At 72.0% G+C, this 18,960-nt stretch carries 18 protein-coding genes and 1 pseudogene; 6 read left to right on the plus strand and 13 right to left on the minus strand.

Features of this window, described 5'->3' with window-relative positions:
* Positions 1–4: 4 nt before the first annotated feature.
* Positions 5–244 carry a hypothetical protein gene (locus AC1DE0_RS01265; protein WP_478096328.1) on the minus strand — a complete coding sequence of 80 codons (240 nt, stop codon included), beginning with the start codon at positions 242–244 and terminating at the stop codon, positions 5–7.
* A gap of 201 nt (positions 245–445) precedes the next feature.
* On the opposite strand from AC1DE0_RS01265, the gene AC1DE0_RS01270 reads away from it, so the two are divergent.
* A complete protein-coding gene (locus AC1DE0_RS01270; RefSeq protein ID WP_478096330.1) occupies positions 446–892 on the plus strand; it encodes a hypothetical protein in 447 nt (148 codons plus the stop codon).
* Positions 893–951: 59 nt separating this feature from the next.
* Here AC1DE0_RS01270 and AC1DE0_RS01275 read toward each other — a convergent pair whose 3' ends face one another.
* The 4 genes from AC1DE0_RS01275 to AC1DE0_RS01290 are packed head-to-tail and all read right to left on the minus strand — an operon-like array spanning position 952 to position 5,204.
* A complete protein-coding gene (locus AC1DE0_RS01275) occupies positions 952–1,518 on the minus strand; it encodes a DinB family protein (protein WP_478096332.1) in 567 nt (188 codons plus the stop codon).
* 47 nt (positions 1,519–1,565) lie between these two features.
* Positions 1,566–2,642: an ABC transporter ATP-binding protein gene (locus tag AC1DE0_RS01280; RefSeq protein ID WP_478096334.1), complete on the minus strand. Its 1,077-nt coding sequence runs from the start codon at positions 2,640–2,642 to the stop codon at positions 1,566–1,568.
* Positions 2,639–4,219 carry an ABC transporter permease gene (locus AC1DE0_RS01285; RefSeq protein ID WP_478096336.1) on the minus strand — a complete coding sequence of 527 codons (1,581 nt, stop codon included), beginning with the start codon at positions 4,217–4,219 and terminating at the stop codon, positions 2,639–2,641. The genes AC1DE0_RS01280 and AC1DE0_RS01285 overlap by 4 nt, the downstream gene beginning before the upstream one ends.
* A 1-nt stretch (position 4,220) precedes the next feature.
* Positions 4,221–5,204 carry an iron ABC transporter substrate-binding protein gene (locus AC1DE0_RS01290; RefSeq protein ID WP_478097725.1) on the minus strand — a complete coding sequence of 328 codons (984 nt, stop codon included), beginning with the start codon at positions 5,202–5,204 and terminating at the stop codon, positions 4,221–4,223.
* Positions 5,205–5,473: 269 nt separating this feature from the next.
* On the opposite strand from AC1DE0_RS01290, the gene AC1DE0_RS01295 reads away from it, so the two are divergent.
* From AC1DE0_RS01295 to AC1DE0_RS01315, 5 genes and pseudogenes are all read left to right on the plus strand, one after another.
* Positions 5,474–6,313, plus strand: coding sequence for an aldo/keto reductase (locus tag AC1DE0_RS01295; protein ID WP_478096338.1), 840 nt, complete (start codon positions 5,474–5,476; stop codon positions 6,311–6,313).
* A 475-nt stretch (positions 6,314–6,788) separates the two neighbouring features.
* A pseudogene (locus tag AC1DE0_RS01300) lies at positions 6,789–7,082 on the plus strand (transposase); the annotation flags it as partial.
* Between the two features lie 123 nt (positions 7,083–7,205).
* Positions 7,206–7,985, plus strand: a complete 780-nt coding sequence (locus tag AC1DE0_RS01305; protein ID WP_478096340.1) for a DUF222 domain-containing protein — start codon at positions 7,206–7,208, stop codon at positions 7,983–7,985.
* Positions 7,910–8,785, plus strand: a complete 876-nt coding sequence (locus AC1DE0_RS01310) for an HNH endonuclease (protein ID WP_478096342.1) — start codon at positions 7,910–7,912, stop codon at positions 8,783–8,785. The genes AC1DE0_RS01305 and AC1DE0_RS01310 overlap by 76 nt, the downstream gene beginning before the upstream one ends.
* 124 nt (positions 8,786–8,909) lie before the next feature.
* On the plus strand, positions 8,910–9,608 hold the full coding sequence (locus AC1DE0_RS01315) for a class I SAM-dependent methyltransferase (protein ID WP_478096344.1): 699 nt from the start codon (positions 8,910–8,912) through the stop codon (positions 9,606–9,608).
* Positions 9,609–9,684: 76 nt separating this feature from the next.
* Here AC1DE0_RS01315 and AC1DE0_RS01320 read toward each other — a convergent pair whose 3' ends face one another.
* The 8 genes from AC1DE0_RS01320 to AC1DE0_RS01355 form a co-directional block, all read right to left on the minus strand.
* Positions 9,685–10,116 carry an ANTAR domain-containing protein gene (locus tag AC1DE0_RS01320; protein WP_478096346.1) on the minus strand — a complete coding sequence of 144 codons (432 nt, stop codon included), beginning with the start codon at positions 10,114–10,116 and terminating at the stop codon, positions 9,685–9,687.
* A gap of 218 nt (positions 10,117–10,334) precedes the next feature.
* A complete protein-coding gene (locus AC1DE0_RS01325; RefSeq protein WP_478096349.1) occupies positions 10,335–11,081 on the minus strand; it encodes a response regulator in 747 nt (248 codons plus the stop codon).
* Positions 11,057–12,961, minus strand: a complete 1,905-nt coding sequence (locus AC1DE0_RS01330) for a GAF domain-containing sensor histidine kinase (protein WP_478096351.1) — start codon at positions 12,959–12,961, stop codon at positions 11,057–11,059. Before AC1DE0_RS01330 ends, AC1DE0_RS01325 begins: the two co-directional genes overlap by 25 nt.
* 75 nt (positions 12,962–13,036) lie before the next feature.
* Positions 13,037–13,525 (minus strand): pyridoxamine 5'-phosphate oxidase family protein, encoded by a 489-nt coding sequence (locus AC1DE0_RS01335; protein WP_478096353.1) that lies wholly within the window; start codon positions 13,523–13,525, stop codon positions 13,037–13,039.
* 1 nt (position 13,526) lies between these two features.
* Positions 13,527–14,255 (minus strand): hypothetical protein, encoded by a 729-nt coding sequence (locus AC1DE0_RS01340; protein ID WP_478096355.1) that lies wholly within the window; start codon positions 14,253–14,255, stop codon positions 13,527–13,529.
* A 510-nt stretch (positions 14,256–14,765) separates the two neighbouring features.
* A complete protein-coding gene (locus AC1DE0_RS01345; RefSeq protein WP_478096357.1) occupies positions 14,766–16,100 on the minus strand; it encodes a cation:proton antiporter domain-containing protein in 1,335 nt (444 codons plus the stop codon).
* Positions 16,101–16,233: 133 nt separating this feature from the next.
* Positions 16,234–17,922, minus strand: coding sequence for an alpha-amylase family protein (locus tag AC1DE0_RS01350; RefSeq protein ID WP_478096359.1), 1,689 nt, complete (start codon positions 17,920–17,922; stop codon positions 16,234–16,236).
* On the minus strand, positions 17,919–18,932 hold the full coding sequence (locus AC1DE0_RS01355) for a TIGR03885 family FMN-dependent LLM class oxidoreductase (RefSeq protein WP_478096361.1): 1,014 nt from the start codon (positions 18,930–18,932) through the stop codon (positions 17,919–17,921). Before AC1DE0_RS01355 ends, AC1DE0_RS01350 begins: the two co-directional genes overlap by 4 nt.
* Positions 18,933–18,960 lie beyond the last annotated feature (28 nt).

Genomic DNA, 18,960 nt, shown 5'->3' on the forward strand with positions numbered 1-18,960 from the left:
GCGGTCACCGGGACGCCCGGGGATCGTCGACGGGGGAGAGGATGCGCGCGGCCAGCTCGGGCGGGCAGCCCGCGTCGACGAGCTGGAGCAGGGCGTGCAGGTCGATGCGCTGGTGCGCGAGCGCCTCGGCGAGGGCGGCCGGGAAGCCGGCCTCGCGCAGCCGGCACACACGCCACGCGACGACGTCGAGCGGTGGGCCGGGTGAGCGGCACGGCACCGTGTGGCTGGTCTGCTGGATGGTCATACCTCGTTGGCTGACGGAGGGGGTCCGCGTCTTACCCTGGCGCTGCACGACGGCGCGACGCGGAACGGGACGCCCCGTCCTGCCGGTAAGACGTGTGCCCTGTCGCGCCGCCAACACGGTGCAAGCCTCCCACCGCTGCCTGCGCACGTCACGGGCCGCATCCTCCGGGAGGACCACGGGAGACCGACCTTGGAGGTCAGCATGGCCACGACCCTCAGCCCCGCAGGGGCCTCGACATCCGACCTGCACAGCGACGCGACGTACCAGGCGTATGCCGTGCTGCGCACCGCCTTCACGGTCGCGCCGATCGTCTTCGGGCTCGACAAGTTCACCAACCTGCTGGTCCAGTGGGACCGGTACCTCGCGCCCGTGCTGTCGAACCCGCTGCCCGTCACGCCCCACCAGGCCATGTATGCCGTCGGCGTCATCGAGGTGGTGGCCGGGGTCGTCGTGCTGCTGCACCCGCGGCTCGGGGCGTTCGTCGTCGCCGCCTGGCTCGCCGGAATCATCGTCAACCTGCTGCTGATCCCGGGCTTCTATGACGTCGCCCTGCGCGACTTCGGTCTGCTCCTCGCCGCCGTTGCGCTGCAACGGCTCGCCACGCGCTTCGACCCGCGACCCACCCTCTGGCCGCTGCGTCACGCGTAGGCGTGCGGGCGTCCGCGTCGGGCCGGGCGGCGTTCGCACCGGCCCGGCGAGGGCGCGCATCAGGGCTGTTCGAGAGCCGTGAGGGTCAGCTGGGCCCGGTGGTGCCGGTAGTGCAGCTCGGGGTAGGCGTAGACGTCCGCGAGCGTCATGAACGACGCGAAGTACGGGTCCCAGCTCGGCGGGAACGGCATCCCTTCAGCCAGACGCGTTTCCGTCTCCGACTCGAGACTGCGGACGAGGAAGGCGATGGTGCGGTCGCACAGGCCGCCCATGCGGGACCGGTCGAAGACGAGTGCGCCGCCGCACGACCCCACGTAGTTGACCCAGTGGAACGGGACCCGTGTCGCGTCGAGCAGCCGGGCGAAGCCTCGCCCCACCCACGGTGGTCGACGCCCGAGGAAGCGGACGAGCGGCAGCAGCCGGCGCACGACAAGGAAGCCGAAGACCATGTGGAAGAGGAGCTGCTCGTTCGTCCAGGCCGTGCCGTTGCTCGCCGCGCGCAACTGATCGGGGGACGCTCCGACGAGCAGCCGGTGGAGGTCGTCCCGACAGGTCAGCAGGCCGGCCTCGACCTCCGCGCGATGCACGGCAGGTCTCCGCACCGGGCCGGGTTCGGGTGTGCCCACCTGCCGATCGTCCTCCGGAAGTGGTCGCGGGGACAGCGCCAGGCCCGTCAGCCGACGGCGGCGCCGCCCGCGTGCGGGAAGACGAGCGGCTCGCCGAGCAGCTGGAGGCTGACGACGGTGCCGTCGGGCGGCACGTCCTGACCGCGTACGCGGGCCCTGACGACGGCCGGCGCGGCCGAGCCCAGCCCGCCACGCTCGTCGGCGCCGAGGTCGAGGGCGACGAGGGCGTCGTGACCGAAGTAGGTCGAGGAGAGCACGGTGGCCGGGCGACCGGAGCCGTTGGCGACGAGCGCGATCTGTTCGGGGCGCAACAGCACGTCGACGGGTCCGTCGGGCACGTGCTCGACCGAGACCACACCGAGCGCGTGGTGGACCGTTCCGGCGGCGGCGCGCCCGGCGAGCGTCACGGCGTCGCCGAGGAACCCGGCCGATCGCGTGTCGGCGGGACGGTCGTAGACGTCGGCGGGCGAGCCGACCTGCGAGAAGCGCCCGTCGTGCATGATCGCGACCTGGTCGGCCATCGACAGCGCCTCGGACTGGTCGTGGGTCACGAGGATGGCCGTGACCCCCTCACGGCGCAGCACCTCGGCGACGGCCTCGCGGGTCGAGGTGCGCAGCGCGGCGTCGAGCGACGAGAAGGGCTCGTCGAGCAGCAGCACCTTGGGGCGGCGGGCGAGGGCGCGGGCCAGCGCGACGCGCTGCTGCTGGCCGCCCGAGAGCTGGTCGGGACGGCGGCCGGCGAGGCCCACGTCGAGACCGACGAGGCGGAGCAGCTCGCCGAGGCGGGCCGTGTCGCGACGGGCCGCGCGGTCGAGGCCGTAGACGACGTTGGCGCCCACGCTGAGGTGTGGGAAGAGGTTGCCCTCCTGGGCGACGTAGCCGACGCCGCGGCGCTCGGGAGCCCGCCACAGGCCGGGACCGACGACGACGTCGTCACCGAGGGCGACCGAGCCGCTGTCGGGGGCCTGGAAGCCCGCGATGACGCGAAGGAGCGTCGTCTTGCCGCAGCCGGACGGGCCGAGGATGACGGTCGTCGAGCCTTCCGGCACGTGCAGGTCGATGCCCCGCAGGACAGGTTGGCCGTTGTGGGATGCCGTGACATCGGCGATGCGGACCTCGCTCACGTCGCGGTCACCTCCTCAGTTCGTCGCATGAGCAGGTAGGTCACCGGCGCCGACAGGATGACGAGGGCGGCGGCATACGGAGCGGCGGCGGCGTAGTCGAGCGACTCGCTCGCGGCCCAGAAGGCCGTGGCCAGAGTGCGCGTGCCGGTGGGCGCGAGCAGCAGCGTCGCGGTCAGCTCCGTGGAGACCGCGATGAAGACGAGGGCGAAGCCGGCGAGGGTGCCCCGCAGCACGAGGGGCAGCTGCACCCGGACGAAGGCGCGCACCGGGTTGTCGCCGAGGGCCCGTGCCGCGTCGCCCAGCTCGGGCGGCAGGTGGGCGAGGGCCGCGCGGATGGACACCATGGCGCGTGGGACGAAGAGGATGGCGTACGCGAGCACCAGCAGCACCGATGTCTGGTAGACAGCCGGCAGGTAGCGCACGGCCAGCCCGACGAGCGCGAGGGCGACGACGACGCCGGGCAGCGACGAGGCAAGGTAGGTGGAGCGCTCGACCACGACGGCGACCCACCGGTCGCGGCGGTCGATGGCGCGGACCACGAGCCACGCCACGGGGAAGGCCGCCACCGTCGTCAGCACGGCGGCGGTGGCCGCGAGTCGCAGGGTGCTCCAGACCGGGGCGACCAGGTCGCCGGCGGAGAGGGAGTCGGCACCCATGACGAGCCAGCGCCCGATGCTGCCGACCGGGACGGCGATGGCCAGCAGCACCAGCACCACGACGCCGCCCAGAGCCAGCGGTGTGAGGCGACCGAGCCGAACGGGCGTGGGCCGCTGGGGCGTGCCCCGACCGAGGCGGGCGTGGCGGACGCGGCCGCGGCTCACGAGGTCGATGGTGAGGAAGGCGAGGCAGAGCGCGAGCAGCGCCGAGGCGAGCACGCTGCCGGCCGCGTCGTCGAAGGCCACCTGGTACTGGTCGAGGATCGCGGTCGTGAAGGTCGGGAAGCGCACCAGGGCGAGCACGCCGAACTCGGCGAGCAGGTGCAGGGCCACGAGCAAGGCGCCGCCCATGAGGGCCGGGCGCAGCTGGGGGAGCGTCGCGCGCAGGAAGGTCCGCCACGGGCCGAGTCCGAGCGAGCGGGCGGTGTCCTCGAGGCTGCGGTCGAGTCCGCGCAGCACCGCGGCGACGGGCAGGAAGACGAACGGGAAGTACGACAGGGACGTGACGAGGACGGCGCCGGACAGTCCGTTGAGGTCGGGGCGGATCGACACCCACGCGTACGCGTTGACGAACGCCGGGACGGCGAGCGGGCACACGAGCACGACCCGCCACAGACCGGCGAGCGGCAGGTCGGTGCGCTCCACGAGCCAGGCCGCCGCCACACCGAGCACGACGGTGATCGACACCGTCAGCAGCACGAGCGAGAGGGTGTTGCCGAGCAGCTCGCCCACCCGGGGGCGCCAGAGCAGCTGCCCGGCCCGCTCCGGCCCGACCGCCAGCGCCTTGGTGACGATGACGACGAGCGGCGTGCAGCAGACGAGCGCGACGAGGCCCGCCACGAGCCGGGACGCCACCGACCCCGGTCGCCAGCGGCGACCGGGCGAGCCGGTGGAGATGCGTCCGAGCACGGGGACCGTCACGTCAGAGGATGCCCGCCTCGGTCATCAGGGTGATGACCTCGGGACCGTTGAGCGCGTAGGGGTCGACCGGCGGGGCCTCGAGCGAGGCGAGMTTGGGCAGGGCCGGGTCGGACTCGACACCAGCGCCGACGGCATACTCCTTGGCGTCGCTCGAGGCGAGGATGCCCTGGCCCTCCTTGCTGGTGACGAACGCGAGGAACTTCTGCGCATCGGCCGCGTGCTTGCTCGAGCCGAGCACGCCACCGCCCGAGAGGCTGACGAAGGCGCCGGGGTCCTGGTTCTTGAAGTAGTGCAGCTTGGTGTTGCCGCTGCCGTCCTTGCTGAGGGCCTGGTCGCGGTACCAGTAGTAGTGGTACATGATCCCGACCGGCACCTCGCCGGCGTTCACGGCCTTCATCACCGCGATGTTGTTGTTGTAGATCTTGGCGCCGTCCTTGAGGCCCTTGAGCCAGGCCGCCGTCTTGTCCTTGCCCTCGAGCGCGGCGATGGCCGACACGATGGCCTGGAAGTCCGCGCCGCCGGCCGCGGCGCCCCAGCGGCCCGACCACTCCGGCTTCTGGAGGTCCATGATCGACCTCGGGAGCTGGGCCTCGGAGATCTTGCTCGGGTTGTAGACGAGCACGGTCGAGCGGGCTGCGATGCCGACCCACTTGCCGGTGGACGGGGCGTAGTCCTTGCCGACCTGGGCCAGCGTCGCCGGCGTGACCGGCGCGAGGAGGTTGGCGTTCTGCACGGTCGTCATCGCCGGGGAGTTCTCGGTGAGGAAGACGTCGGCAGGGGAGCGGGTGCCCTCCTGGACGAGCTGGGCCGCCATCGCCGAGTCGCCGCCGTAGCGGATCTGGACCTGCGTGCCTGTCTTCTCCTGGAACGCCTTGGCCCAGGCGTCGGTGAGGTTCTCGTGCTGGGCGCTGTAGATCGTGAGCTTGCCCGGGTCGAGCTCGGTGCCCGCCTCGAGGCTGCTGCCGCACGCGGAGAGGGCCAGCATGGCGGCGGCGCTCAGTCCAGCGACGAGAGCGGTGCGTCGGGTGGTCACGGGTCCTCCATCGGGTTGCCGGGACCGGCGGCGCGCGGGGCGGCGTCGACACGGACGCCCGGTCTCGGGATGTCGGTCGCGTCGACGGCCGACGGTGTTCGCTTAGGTTCGCCTTACCTTATTCAATCAGTCGGCGTCGTCCCAATCGGCCCGTTCGGTGAGACGTGCGACGGGGCGGGACGACTCTCGCGCGCGGCTCCGTGCCGCCGTAGGTTGGCGGCATGACGACGGTCCCCACCCACACCCTCAACGACGGCACGACGATCCCGGCCATCGGCTTCGGCACCTACCCGCTCGCGGGTGAGGACGGCATACGCGCGATGGTGTCGGCGGTGGAGGGCGGCTACCGGCTCCTCGACACGGCCGTCAACTACGGGAACGAGACCGAGGTCGGCGAGGCCATCCGTCGGTCGGGCATCGACCGTGACCAGCTGGTCGTGCAGAGCAAGGTGCCGGGCCGCGACCACGCGTTCGACAAGGCCGTCGCCTCGGTCGAGGGAAGCCTCGAGCGGCTCGGCATCGAGCAGCTCGACGTCGCCCTGATCCACTGGCCCAACCCCAGCGTCGGGCTCTACGTCGACGCCTACCGCGCCCTCGTGGAGTGCCGCGAACGTGGGCTCGTGCGCTCCGTCGGGGTCAGCAACTTCACCGAGAAGCACCTCACCGAGATCATCGACGCCACCGGTGTCGTGCCGGCCATCAACCAGGTGGAGCTGCACCCGCTCTTCCCGCAGGAGCAGCTGCGGGCGGTTCACGAGCGGCTCGGGGTGCGCACCGAGAGCTGGAGCCCGCTCGGCAAGCGCAACGCACCCTTCGGTGCCGACCCGGTCGCCGCGGCGGCCGAGGCCCACGGCGTGAGCCCGGCCCAGGCGATCCTCCGGTGGCAGGTCCAGCTCGGTGCGCTGCCGCTGCCCAAGTCGGCCGACCCCGAGCGCCAGCGGGCCAACCTCGACGTCTTCGGCTTCGAGCTCGACGATGCCGAGGTGGCCGCGATCTCGGCACTCGGTCGCGAGGACGGGCGGCTCTTCGGGGGCGACCCCGACACCCACGAGGAGATGTGACTGTGAGGATCGCGTTCGCAGCCTGATGGTGCTGGGCTGTGGTTGGTGACCACGAGTGTGACTCACGGTGTGACTGGCTTCGTGCCCTGGTGCGACTTGTCCGCTCGTGGTCGCCGGCCCCGGCCCGGTTGGAGGAGCTGGCCTGGTCAGGAGCTTGACCGCTGGCGTTAGCGGCGCCTGGCGTGTCTCATCACAGTCCTGCCGAACCTCCGTCCCGGACCGGAACCACGTCCCATCCGGTGAAGGAGAGAACGCATGGCCAGTCTGGCCGATCTGCGTGAGGTGGTCGATGTCGTCATCGGCGTCGACACCCACGTCCACACTCACTCCGCGGCCGTGGTCGAGACCGCGTCCGGTGGTGTCCTCGAGGAGATCACGGTCGAGGCGACAACCGAGGGTTATGCCGAGTTGGTGGAGTTCGCCAACAACCACGCGACGTTGCGGGCCTGGGCAATCGAGGGCACCGGCGGACCCCGGGCGCGTCCACTCCGAGGCGGCGTTCGCGATGCTCGCCGGCGTCGCACCGATCCCGGCGAACAGTGGCCAAGTCACCACCCGGTATCGGCTCAACCGTTACGGAGATCGCCAGCTCAACCGAGCCCTGCACACGGTGGTCCGGATCCGGATGCAGTACCAGCCAGCCACCCGCGACTACGTCGCCCGCCGCGGTGCGGAAGGAAAGACCCGCCGGGAGATTAAACGCCGCCTGGCCCGCTACGTCGCCCGCGACCTCTACCGCCTGCCTGAAAGGGGCGCCGCAGCTGCTTGACGAACCATAGGAGCGTCGCAGACAGCCCTTCGCAGACCATCCTGACGAATCGTCCTGCGCCGCGGGCAGATCGGCTGGGGACAGTCCTTGAGGGGCGTATGCGTTTGGCGTACAATCGAACACATGATCGACTCTACGGCGCTGGCGACGGATGAGCTGGAAACTCTGGTGTTGGCTCTGTCGCGGATCGGGTCCGGCAGCAACGATGCCCGTGCTGATGGCAGGGCCGTCGACAGCGCCGCAGGCTCGGACCGGGTTCGGGTGGACCAGCTGGCGGCGCTCGAGCGGTTGAAGGCCGCCGCGTCGGCGGCCCAGGCGCGGCTCACGGCGGCGTTCGTCGACTCGCAGCAGCAGGTCGCGCAGGCGTGGCGGGACCGGGCGCGGGAGTGCTCGGCCGCCGGTGACTTCGACGGATGGCGGGCTGCGCGGGAGCATGCCCGGGCGTCGTCGTTCGACGACGAGGGTCGTGCCGGCTCGAACGATGGTCGGCGTCGGCGTCGGCGGCGGCCGTCGGGCGTGACGGGCGTGGCGGCGCAGGTCGCGCTGGCTCGGCGCAAGTCCCCGGTCCAGGGCGCGAGCCATGTGCGGCTCGCGCTGGCACTGACGAGCGAACTACCGCACACGATGGCCGCCCTCGCCGCCGGCGAGCTCAGCGAGTGGCGAGCGCAGATCATCGTGCGCGAGACCGCCATCCTGACGGGCGAGCAGCGCAGCCTCGTCGACGCCGAGGTGGTCGGCGGGCACCGCGAGACGTTGGCCGGTTGGGGCGACCGGGAGCTGACCCGGCAGGTCCGCGCTGCCGCCTACCGCATCGACGCGCTTCCGTGGTGGCGCGTGCCTCGAAGGCCGCGACCGAGCGGCGAGTCACGCTGCGTCCGGCGCCCGACACGATGGCCTACCTGACCGCCTTGCTGCCGGTCGCGCAGGCCGTCGCCTCGCACGCCGCGCTCACGGCAGCGGCAGACACGGCCCATGCTGCCGGTGACGAGCGGGGCAAGGGCCAGGTGATGGCCGACACCCTCGTGGCCTGCGTCACCGGCCAGCAGGCCGCCGACGCGGTCCCGGTCGAGGTGCACCTCGTCATGACCGACCGCACCCTCCTCGCCGGCGACGACACCCCGGCCCAGCTGCTGGGCTACGGCACCGTCCCGGCCGCGTTTGCGCGCGCCCAGCTGACCCCCTCGCACGAGGCACGCGGCGAGGTGGATGAGAAGGCGAGGGTGTGGCTGCGACGGCTGTTCACTCACCCGACCACCGGGGCACTGGTCGCCATGGACTCCACCCGCCGAACCTTCGATGGCGGCCTCCGGCGCTACGTCCTCCTGCGTGACGCCGGCACCTGCCGCACCCCGTGGTGCGACGCACCGGCCCAGCACGTCGACCACGTCCGCGACCACGCCGACGGCGGCCCCACCAGCGACACCAACGCGCAAGGCCTGTGCGTGCAGTGCAACCACGCGAAGCAGCACCCGGGCTTCACTGCCATCACCGTCACTGGGCCCGCTGGCCCCGGCTCACCGCCGGGCGCGCCGCACACGGTGGTGACCGCGACCCCGACCGGGCACGCCTACACCTCCCACGCCCCGCCCCTGATCCCCGGACTCCTGCGCGACCAGCGCGAACCCGAACGCGCTCGCGTAGCAACCGAGCCCGACCAGCCAAGTCGTCTCGAACGCGTACTCGCGCTCGCACTCGTCGCCTGAGGCCGTATCGCGCCACCAGCTGTCGTCCACGACTCACGCCTTCGCCGACGCGCGTCGTGGCTCTGGGCATGCCACCCTTGCTCGGGTCGCTTCCACGGGGAAGCACCCAGGGGAGCGAGGACTCATGAAGGCCGACCACTACGACAGCTTCGCCCGCAGCTACGCAACGGCGAACGAGTCGGGTCTCTTCAACAAGTACTACGCGCGACCGGCGATGGTCCAGCTCGCCGGCGACGTCCGCGGTCGTCGCGTGCTCGACGCAGGGTGTGGCTCGGGACCCCTGGCCGAAGACCTGCGCGCGAAGGGCGCCGTCGTGTCGGGCTTCGACTCCAGCGCCGCCATGCTCGAGCTGGCTCGCGAGCGGCTGGGTGAGGACGTCGACCTGCGCGTGGTCGACCTCGGTCAGCCGCTTCCGTACGCCGACGGCGAGTTCGACGACGTCGTGGTCTCGCTCGTCCTGCACTACTTCAAGGACTGGTGGGCACCACTGGCCGAGCTGCGACGCGTCCTGAAGCCCGGCGGTCGCCTCCTCCTGTCGGTCAACCACCCCCGCATCCTCGAGTCGAGCGACCCCGATGCCGACTACTTCGCCGTCACCGAGTACTCCGAGGAGTACACCTTCGGAGACCAGCAGGCGGTGCTCACTTACTGGCACCGACCCTTGCACGCCATGTCCGACGCCTTCACGGAGGCCGGCTTCCGCATCTCGGTCATCAGCGAGCCGCCCTTCTCGCCCGACACGCCACGTGAGCTCCTCCCGCCGGACCTCGGCGATCGAACCGCCTTCATCTGCTTCCTCTTCTTCGTGCTCGAAGCACGCTGACGTCACCTCGTCCGTCGTCAGACCACGCTGATGGCTCGCGGGCGCCCTCGCGTGACGGCGGTCCTCCACCGACGCGTCAGGCCCGGTCGGTGGCTCCGGTCTCGAGCACCCGGGCGGCCAGCACGTGGACCTTGACGTTCTGCGCCATGCTCGCGCGCCTCAGCGCGTCGAACGCCTGCTCGCGGGTCAGCTTGTGGAGCGCCATGAGGACGCCGACGGCGGCACCGATCTCGCGGCTGTGCTCCAGGGCGGCCTCGAGCTGGGTCACCTTCGTCTCTGCGGTATCGAGCCGTTCGAGGGCTTCGAGGAGGTATGCCTCGACCGGAGTGAGACGGGACGCGCCCGGAGACGTCGTGAAGACGGCATCGACGTGCGCCGTGACCACCGCGTCGACGGCTGCGTCACCCCGCGTGACGGCTCGTCGGGCGCTCGTCCGGCCGGGCCTGGCGTCGGCCTCGGCGCCGACCTCGGACCCACGGGACGCACCGACTGCCTCGTGTGGCTCCATCTGCTGACTCCTACGAGATCCCAGTTGCCGGCCAGGGCTCGACCGCAACAGGTGAGGATCCAGCCTAGGGGACCCATGGCCCTCGGTGACCCTCGCGAGGTGCAGGAGTGCGCATGACCCGTCAGGAGGCCGGGCGCAGGGCGAGGCGGCACCCGCTCGGGGGATCGGGTGCCGCCTCAGCCCTTCCATCGCGGCGTACGCCGGATCGTTACACGCGGTCAGTGTCCGGTGGCGTCGTCACGGTGCTGCGCGCCGTAGACCGCGGCCTGGGTGCGTCGTTCGAAACCGAGCTTGGCGAGCAGGCCAGACACGTAGTTCTTCACCGTCTTCTCGGCGAGGTAGAGGCGCTCGCCGATCTGGCGGTTGGTCAGCCCCTCCGCGATGAGCGTCAGGATCTCCTGCTCGCGGTCGGTGAGCGGCGCGGAGCCGGGCGGCGCGCCTGGAGGTGAGCCAGAACCGGCACCAGAGCCGGCCTCGCCCTCGGGGCGCCGGAGTCGGTCGAGCAGGCGCTCGACGAGGGTGGGGTCGATGAGCGAGTGCCCCGCCGCGACGTGGGCCACCGCCTCGGTGAGCGAGGTGCCCCGGATCTGCTTGAGCAGGTAGCCGGAGGCGCCGGCCATGACCGCCGCGAACAGGGCGTCGTCGTCGTCGTACGAGGTGAGGATGAGGCACCGCGTGCCGGGACTGCTGACCTGCACCTCTCGGCACACGTCGATGCCGCTGCCGTCGGGAAGGCGGGCATCGAGCAGCGCCACGTCGGGAGCGAGCGTCGGGATGCGGCGCAGCGCCTCGGCCGCCGTGCCGGCCTCACCGACGACGCGGAAGCCGCGGTGCGACTCGAGCAGGTCGATGAGCCCGCGGCGCACGATCTCGTGGTCGTCGAGGAGGAAGACGGTCACGGGCTCGGGGTCGGTTGCCCCCTGCCTTGCAGGCTGCCGGGTCACTGGTCCAGTCGCGCCGTCCATGTCAGCACCGTCGTCCTCTCGTCCGATCGCAGGGAGCAGTGCCCGCCGCGGGCCTCGGCACGGCTGGCGAGGTTGGCGAGGCCGCGGTGTCCGGGCTCCGGCGTGACGAGCGTCGCAGACTCGGCGCTGTCTGCCATCTCAGCGCCGTCGATCGCGGCTACCACGAGTCCGCACGGCCCGTCGTCGGTGACCTCGACGCAGAAGGTGGGGCCGGTCACCGACACCCTGACGTCGACGGCGTGTGCCCCGGCATGCCTGACGACGTTCGTGAGGGCCTCGCGCAGGACCGCTGTCACGTCGTGCAGCAGGGACGCGTCGAGCACGCTGGCGACCGGACCGTCGAGGCGCAGGGCCGGCTCGAAGCCCAGTGGTGCGGAGGTCGCCGCCACGACCTCCCGCAGGCGCGTCCGCGACGCGGTGAGGCCGGTCGGTTCCTGCAGCTCGAAGATCGACGCCCGGATCTGGCGGATCGTCTCGTCGAGGTCCTCGACGGCGCGGCTCAGGATCTCGCGCACGTCCTGCCCGTCGGGCTCCTCGCCCGACCGGGACTCAGGCGCGTGCTCGGCAACAGAGTCGAGCGTCAGACCGGTCGCGAAGATGCGCTGGATGACGTGGTCGTGCAGGTCGCGGGCGATCCGGTGACGGTCCTCGAGCAGGGCGACGCGCTCCTCGTCGGCACGGCGGTCGGCGAGCTCGAGGGCCACGGCGGCGTGCGTCGCGAGCTGCTCGGCCATCTCGACGTCTGCCGGGCTGAACGGTGGCCGGCCGGCCCCCCGGGTCACGACGACCACGCCCCGCACGCCCGCGTCGCCCACGAGCGGGCACGCCATCGCCGGACCATCGACACCGACGAGCGTGCCGGGGCCGCCGCCCGCGTCGACCTCGGCGCCGGATCCGCTCGCGGGGGGCTCGGTGAGCACGGCCCGGCGCTCGCGCATCGCCCTGCCGGCCAGGGAGGGCGACGCGGCATACGCGGTGCCGACGCGCGCCTCGGCACCCACCCCGCGGGCGACCTCGACGACGAGCTCGGCGGCATACGGCTGCAGGGCGGGTGCGCTCGCGCCCGGCGAGGGGACGCCCGGCCCGTCGACAGCCGCCGGTGAGCGACGCGTGGGCAGGTCGATCGTCACCGAGTCGGCGTCAGCGAGCCGCAGGACTGCATCGGCGATGCGCACCAGCACCACCTCACCGAGACCGGGACGCAGGAGGTCTCGGCTGATCTCGGCCGAGGCGCGCAACCACTCCTGCCTGCGGCGCGATTCCTCGTAGAGCCTGGCGTTCTCGATGGCGATGCCGGCACTCGCGGCCAGGGCGACGACGAGGTCCTCGTCGTCGGCGCTGAAGTCAGCACCGTCGAACCGGTCGGCGAGATAGAGGTTGCCGAAGACCTGTCCGCGCGAGCGCACCGGGACACCGAGGAAGGCCCGCATGGGCGGGTGCCCGGCCGGGAAGCCGCTGGCCCGGGGGTCATCGGCGATGGAGTGGAGCCGGATCGGTGCAGCGTCGTCGATGACGGCCCCGAGCACGCCGGCGCCGGTGGGCAGGTGCCCGATCCGCTCCACCGTGGCCGCGTCCATCCCGGAGTGCACGAACTGCTCGAGCCTGCCGTCGGCCCCGATGACGCCCAGCGCCGCGTAGTCGGCGCCGGAGACCACCCGGACCGCGTCGACGATGCGACGCAGGACCGCCGGCAGCGCCAGCTCGGAGACGACCGACCGGTTGGCGGCGAGCAGACCGCGCAGGCGGTCCTCGGAGGATCCCTGGCCGGCCGAACCCGAAGCGACGGTCTCGACCATCAGCGCCTGACCGCCCGCGAGCGCCGCGCGACGGTGAGCTCGCTCGTGCGAGAGGTCCCCGGCGGCGCCGACGTCATGCCCCAAGGCTAGGACCGGCCTCTCGCGGGCGGGGGCCTTTGACGGCGCCCGGCCCGCCCGTGCTCGGGGCCGGTGGCAGCGTCATCGACCCGTCGAGGGCGCGTGGTGCGACTCGAACGAGCGGCCGGTGAGCCGCTCCACCTCGATGCCGATGAAGAGGTTGCGGGTGCCCGCCGCCCACGGCTCGGCCCCGTCGAGGGTCCACAGGTGGGTGAGCAGTGCAGGTGACGCCACGGCCTGGGCGCGTCCGCAGGCGATCACGCTCCAGCCGGAGTGGGCCCGTTCGTCGAGCTCGTCGACCTCGAACACGACCTGGGCGGGACGGACGAGCTCCGAGAGCACGCCGAAGGGTGAGGTGCGGAAGACGATGAGGTCGGCGACGCACGCGTAGCTGACCGGGAAGATCTGCGGACCGTCACCGGCCGACCAGCCGATGCGGCCGATGTTGCGTGACTCCAGGAGGGCCTGGCACTCGGCGGGCGCCAGGTCGCTGCTGGCCTGTCGTCGGTTGGACCGCCGGGTCGGGAACTCCCCCCGTCCCTGGGCGACCTGGTGCTGGGCCATGGTCATCTCAGCTCCTTCCGGGTTGGCCGGCGGGGGCGCGGCGCTCGCCGGCGTGCAGCGGTCGGCCGGCGCCGATCGGGCGGCCGAGCTCGACGGCCGAGGCCGCCCGCGGCTCGGGGGTGACGGCCTTGAGCAGCGCCCTGCAGCGCACCAGCTCCGCCCGGATGCGCACCAGCTCCGAACGCAGCTCGAGGAAGCGGACCAGGTGGTCGGCGATGCTCTGTCCCCAGGCCTCCACGGCCCGGAAGTCGGCGCACCACGTCATCGGGATGGTCGCCTCACCCGTCGCGGGTGCCGCGTCGCGCAGGTCGCGCGGGTCGGGATCGTGATCCCGTATGCGTGGGGTGCCCTCGGCCCCCGCCGGCCCGGCGGCATACGCCAGGGTGTCCTCGGGCGTGCCGGCCACCTGCCCCCACACGGTGTCGCTGCGGTGGGTGACGTGCAGGTGGTCCACGACCACCACGAGGTCGAAGCCCCGCTCCGTCGTCGTCGTCGCGACGCACGGCCGGCAGGTCACCCTGTGGCCGGCTCGGGCCAGCTCCGTCGCGATGGTCTCGGCGATCGCCTCGTCGATGCCCGCGACCATGAGCCGCACGGAGGCTGCTCCAGCGGGGTCGGCGGGGTCGGCGGGGTCGAGGGGGTCGGCGGGGTCGCGCCCGCGGGCGCCCGCGTCGACCTCAGCCCCGGCAGCGGGCGGCGCGGGCGGGGTCGAGTACGTGATGAGGACGGTGCACATGGGCTCTCCCGGTCGGTGTGGGGCGCCGGGCGTGACGCCACCTCGATCGTGCGCCGGGCGCGAGTGCCGACGACACGGACGAAGGTCGCACCGGATCGGGCCGAAGGTCCCGACTCGGACAGGCCGGAAGCACCTGTCGAAGGCCACCTGTGGAGCCGCACGATGGAGCAGGAGGTGAGCGACGTGGCCGGGACCACCTGGCTGGCAGAGATCACCGGCACACGATCTGACACGTGCGGCGGCAGCGGTGGGGAACCGCACGTGAGCCCGTCCGTGAGGGCGAGCCGGATCGTCGTGGGCGCGGACCGCTCGGGGAACCGGGGGATCAGGAGGTCCGCGTGGCACTGGGCCGTTGCCGCGGCACGTGCCCGGAGCTGCCCGACAGGATCGGTCACGCTGCACCACCTCCGTCCGTCAGGCGAAGACCCCCGGGGAGGGTAGGTCGCCTGAGTTCGGTTCACGACCGGCCCCGAGGAGACACCCCTCCTCGGGGCCGGTTCACGCCACGGGTCAGGCTCGGGCGGCCTCTCGGTTGCGGTCGAGGTAGCGCATGACCGGGGTGGCGAGGGCGCCATGGACCATGACCGACACGAGGATCGTGAACGCAGCCGTCGACCACAGCCACCGCTCCTCGACGAAGGCGTGCTCGCCCGCCGCGAACGCGAGGTAGTAGAGCGAGCCGACCCCTCGCACGCCGAAGAAGGCCGTTGCCAGGGCCTCGTGCCTGCTCAGCCCGCCCGGGAGGTCATCGCCTCGTGCGCGCACCCGGAGGCTGACCCACCCGGCCAGCGGTCGGAGCACGAAGACGAGCGAGAGGGCGATCAGCACGCCCCGCCAGTCGAGCTCGTCCAACACTCCCTTCGTCATCGCCATGCCCAGCATGAGCAGGATGATCAGCGTCAGCAGCCGCTCGAGGCGCTGGACGACCTCGTGCATGGAGCGGTGGTAGTGGTGGTTGCGCTCTGCCGCGCGGAGGGTCAATCCGCAGGCGAAGACCGAGACGAAGCCGTAGCCACCGACGAGCTGGCTCACCCCGTACGTCATCACGAGGGCGGCCAGCGCCAGCAGCGGCTCACCTTGCTCGGCGAGGCGCAGTGACCTCCGCGGCGAGCGGAATGCGACGCGGGCGAGCCCCCACCCGACGGCGACCCCGACCACGACGCCGACCACGACCTTGCCGACGAGGTCCCACGCGAGCCAGCCGGCCCACCACGAGCCGGCGCTGCCGGCCGAGGCGAGCAGGAGGGCGGCGGTGACGAACGGGAAGGCCAGCCCGTCGTTGAGGCCCGCCTCGGAGGTGAGGGCGAAGCGGACGTCGTCCTTCTCGTCGACGGGCTCGCCCAGCGCCTCGTCATCGCCCTCCTCGTTGTCCCCGTCAGGGGACTCGACCCGGGGGCCCTCCACCTGCACGTCGCTCGCCAGCACCGGGTCGGTCGGCGAGAGGGCGGCACCGAGCAGCAGGGCCGCCGCCGGCGCGACGCCGAGGCCCCAGCCCAGCAGCGCCACGGACGCGATCGTCAGGGGCATGGCGACGGCGAGCAGGCGCCACGTCGGCGACCACGACGCCCAGGCCGTGCGCCGGCGCCACTCGAACGAGCGGTCGATCGCGAGGCCGACGCCCATGAGCGCGACGAGGATGGTGAACTCCGTGACGCGCTCCACCTGGGGGCGGATGAGGATGGGGTCCAGGCGCATCCCCTCCGGCAAGGGCAGCAGGCCGATGCCCATGCCGAGGACGAGCAGCACCATGGCGGCCGAGACGGCATACCGGTCGAGCACTGTCGGGAGCACTGCTGCGAGGAACATCGCCGCCCCGGCGATGAGGTAGATCAGGTTGATCGACATGGCAACGACACGGGCGACACGCTGGGCTCCTCGAAGTGGTGACCCGTTGCACCTACCCGCCTCGGCAGGCCGCCGATCGGCGGAGGGGGCCGAGCCGGGCCGGCGCACGGCCGCGGCACGGCTGGCGCCGGACTCAGAGCCCGGGGTCCTCACCCTCCGGGACGACGAGGAGCCAACGGTAGCCGAAGGGCTCGACGTCGAGCTCGACCGCGCCGCCGGCCCCGATCTCCGTCACCCGTCGCTCGCCGAGCAGGTCGAGCAGCGTGGACCCGGGCGGGAGGTCGGGCAGCGTCAGCGGGACGACAGCACCGTCGGGTCCGAAGTTGTGGAGCCCCAGCATGGCCCAGTCGTCGGTGCGGCTCAGGTGGGCGAGGGTGGACGCGACCGGGTGGTCGAGCACCTCGACCGTGGCCCACCCGCTCTGCGGCAGCTGCCGGTAGCGACGGACGAGCCCGCGCATGAACCACCACAGCGAGTCGGGGTCGCGGCGCTGGTCGGCGACGTTGACGTGCTCCGGCCCGAAGAGGCCGTCGGGCATGGGACGGGTGAGCCGCCGAGGTGACGCGGAGGAGAACCCGCCGCTCTCGCCTTCGGTCCACTGCATCGGGCTGCGGACCGCGAGGCGGCCCGGGATGTCGAGGTTCTCACCCATCCCGATCTCCTCCCCGTAGAAGAGCACCGGCGTTCCTGGCAGGGAGAACATGAGCGAGTAGACGAGTCGGAGACGGCGTTGGTCGCCGCCGACCATCGGGGGCAGGCGGCGACGTAGACCGCGGTCGTAGAGCTGCATGTCGGGGTCGGGCCCGAAGGCGTCGAAGACCTCACGGCGTTCGGGCATGGTCAGCTTGTCGAGCGTCAGCTCGTCGTGGTTGCGCACGAAGTTGGCCCACTGGCTCGTCACGTCCAGGGCGGGCCGTTCGCGCAGCGCATCAGCCAGGGGTGCGGCCTCGCCGCGGGCGAGCGACAGGTAGAGCCGCTGCATCCCGATGAAGTCGAACTGCATGTTGAGTCCGTCGCCGTCGTCACCGCCGAAGAAACGCTTCTGGTCCGGGTAGGGCAGGTTCACCTCGCCGAGCAGCACCGCGTCACCCACGCGTCGGGTGACGAACGAGCGGACGTCGCCGAGGTAGCGGTCGGGGTTGAAGGCGTCTTGCTCGGCGTCGTCGACGCCGGGCACGCCGTCGCGGGCGAAGAGGAACGGGACGGCGTCCACCCTGAAGCCCGAGACGCCGAGCTCGAGCCAGAATCCGAGCGTTCGCGAGATCTCCTCCTGCACAGCCGGATTGGCGACATTGAGGTCGGGTTGGTGCTTGTAGAAGTGGTGCAGGTAGTAGTCGCCCGTCTTCTCGTCGCGCTCCCAGATGCTGTCCTCCTGGTCAGGGAAGACGACGTCCTTCTTGCTCGACCTCGGCTTGGTGCGGCTCCAGACGTAGTAGTCGCGGTAGGGGTCCTCGCGGCTGCGCCGGGCCGACCTGAACCACGGGTGCTTGTCGGACGTGTGGTTCATGACGAAGTCGACGATGACGCGTATGCCGTGTGCCCGTGCCGTGCGCACCAGCTCGACGAAGTCGCCGAGCGTCCCCAGCTTCGGGTCGACCCCGAAGAAGTCGGTGATGTCGTAGCCGTCGTCCTTGCGAGCGGTCGGGTACAGCGGCATGAGCCACAGGCACGTGATGCCCAGGTCGGCGAGGTACTCGATGTGGTCGGTCATGCCGCGGAGGTCGCCCACCCCGTCGCCGTCGGAGTCGTGGAAGGTCTCCACGTCTGCGCAGTAGAGGACGGCGTTCTTCCACCACACGTCGCCCGTGTCGCTGATCCTCATCGGCCCGCTCCTCGTGTTGCGTGTGTCGGATCCTGCTGCGGCACAGGCCTGCTCGGTGACAGCTGTGGAAGGACGTGCTCCCCGAAGGCGTCGATGAAGGGCGTCTGGTCCTTGCCGACGAAGTGGAGGTAGAGCTCGTCCCAGCCCATCTCGACGTAGTCCTGCAGCCACTGTGCGTGCCGGCCGAGGTCGGCGGAGACGAGCACCGCGTCGCGCACCCCGTCGGGTGGGACGGTCTCACCGATGAGGTCGAACGCCTCGACGGTCTCGGTGTCCCACGCGACGGGCGGGCCGAGCACGTTGCTGCGCCACTGGTCGTGGGCCGTCGACAGCGCCTCGCCCTCCGTCGGTGCCCAGCTGAGGTGGATCTGGAGCCGGGCCGGACCTCGTCCGCCGGCGCCCCGGTAGGCCTCGAGCACTCGACGAAGCGTGTCGGCGGGCTGGTTGACGGTGATCAGCCCGTCCGCCCAGGTGGCGTGCCGGGCGGCGGTCTCGGGGGTGACGGCCGGACCGACGAGGTCGGGCGCCGGGTCCGCGCGGGTCCACACGCGCCCCCTGTTGACCGTGACGAGCCCGTCGTGGCTCACCTCCTCACCGTTGAGCAGCCGCCGGATGACGTCCACGCACTCGAGGAGCCGGGCGTCGCGCACCTCCTTGCGGGGCCATTCGGCGCCCGTGACCCGCTCGTTCGACGCCTCGCCCGAGCCGAGCGCCGCCCAGAACCGGCCGGGGAACATCTGGCCCAGGGTGGCGATCGACTGCGCCACGACCGCGGGGTGGTAGCGCTGCCCAGGGGCCGTCACCACGCCGAACGGGAGCGACGTCGTGGCCAGGGCAGCGCCCAGCCAGCTCCACGCGTACCCGGACTCGCCCTGCCGGCTGCTCCATGGCGAGAGATGGTCTGACGACATGCCTGCGGTGAAGCCGGCAGCCTCGGCCGCCTGGACGTCGCGCAGGAGCCGGGCCGGGTCGATCTGCTCGTGGGAGCAGTGGAAGCCGATGACGGTCATGCCCACTCACGCAACCGCACGTCGGTCC

Source organism: Terrabacter sp. 05T424 (genome assembly GCF_056396225.1).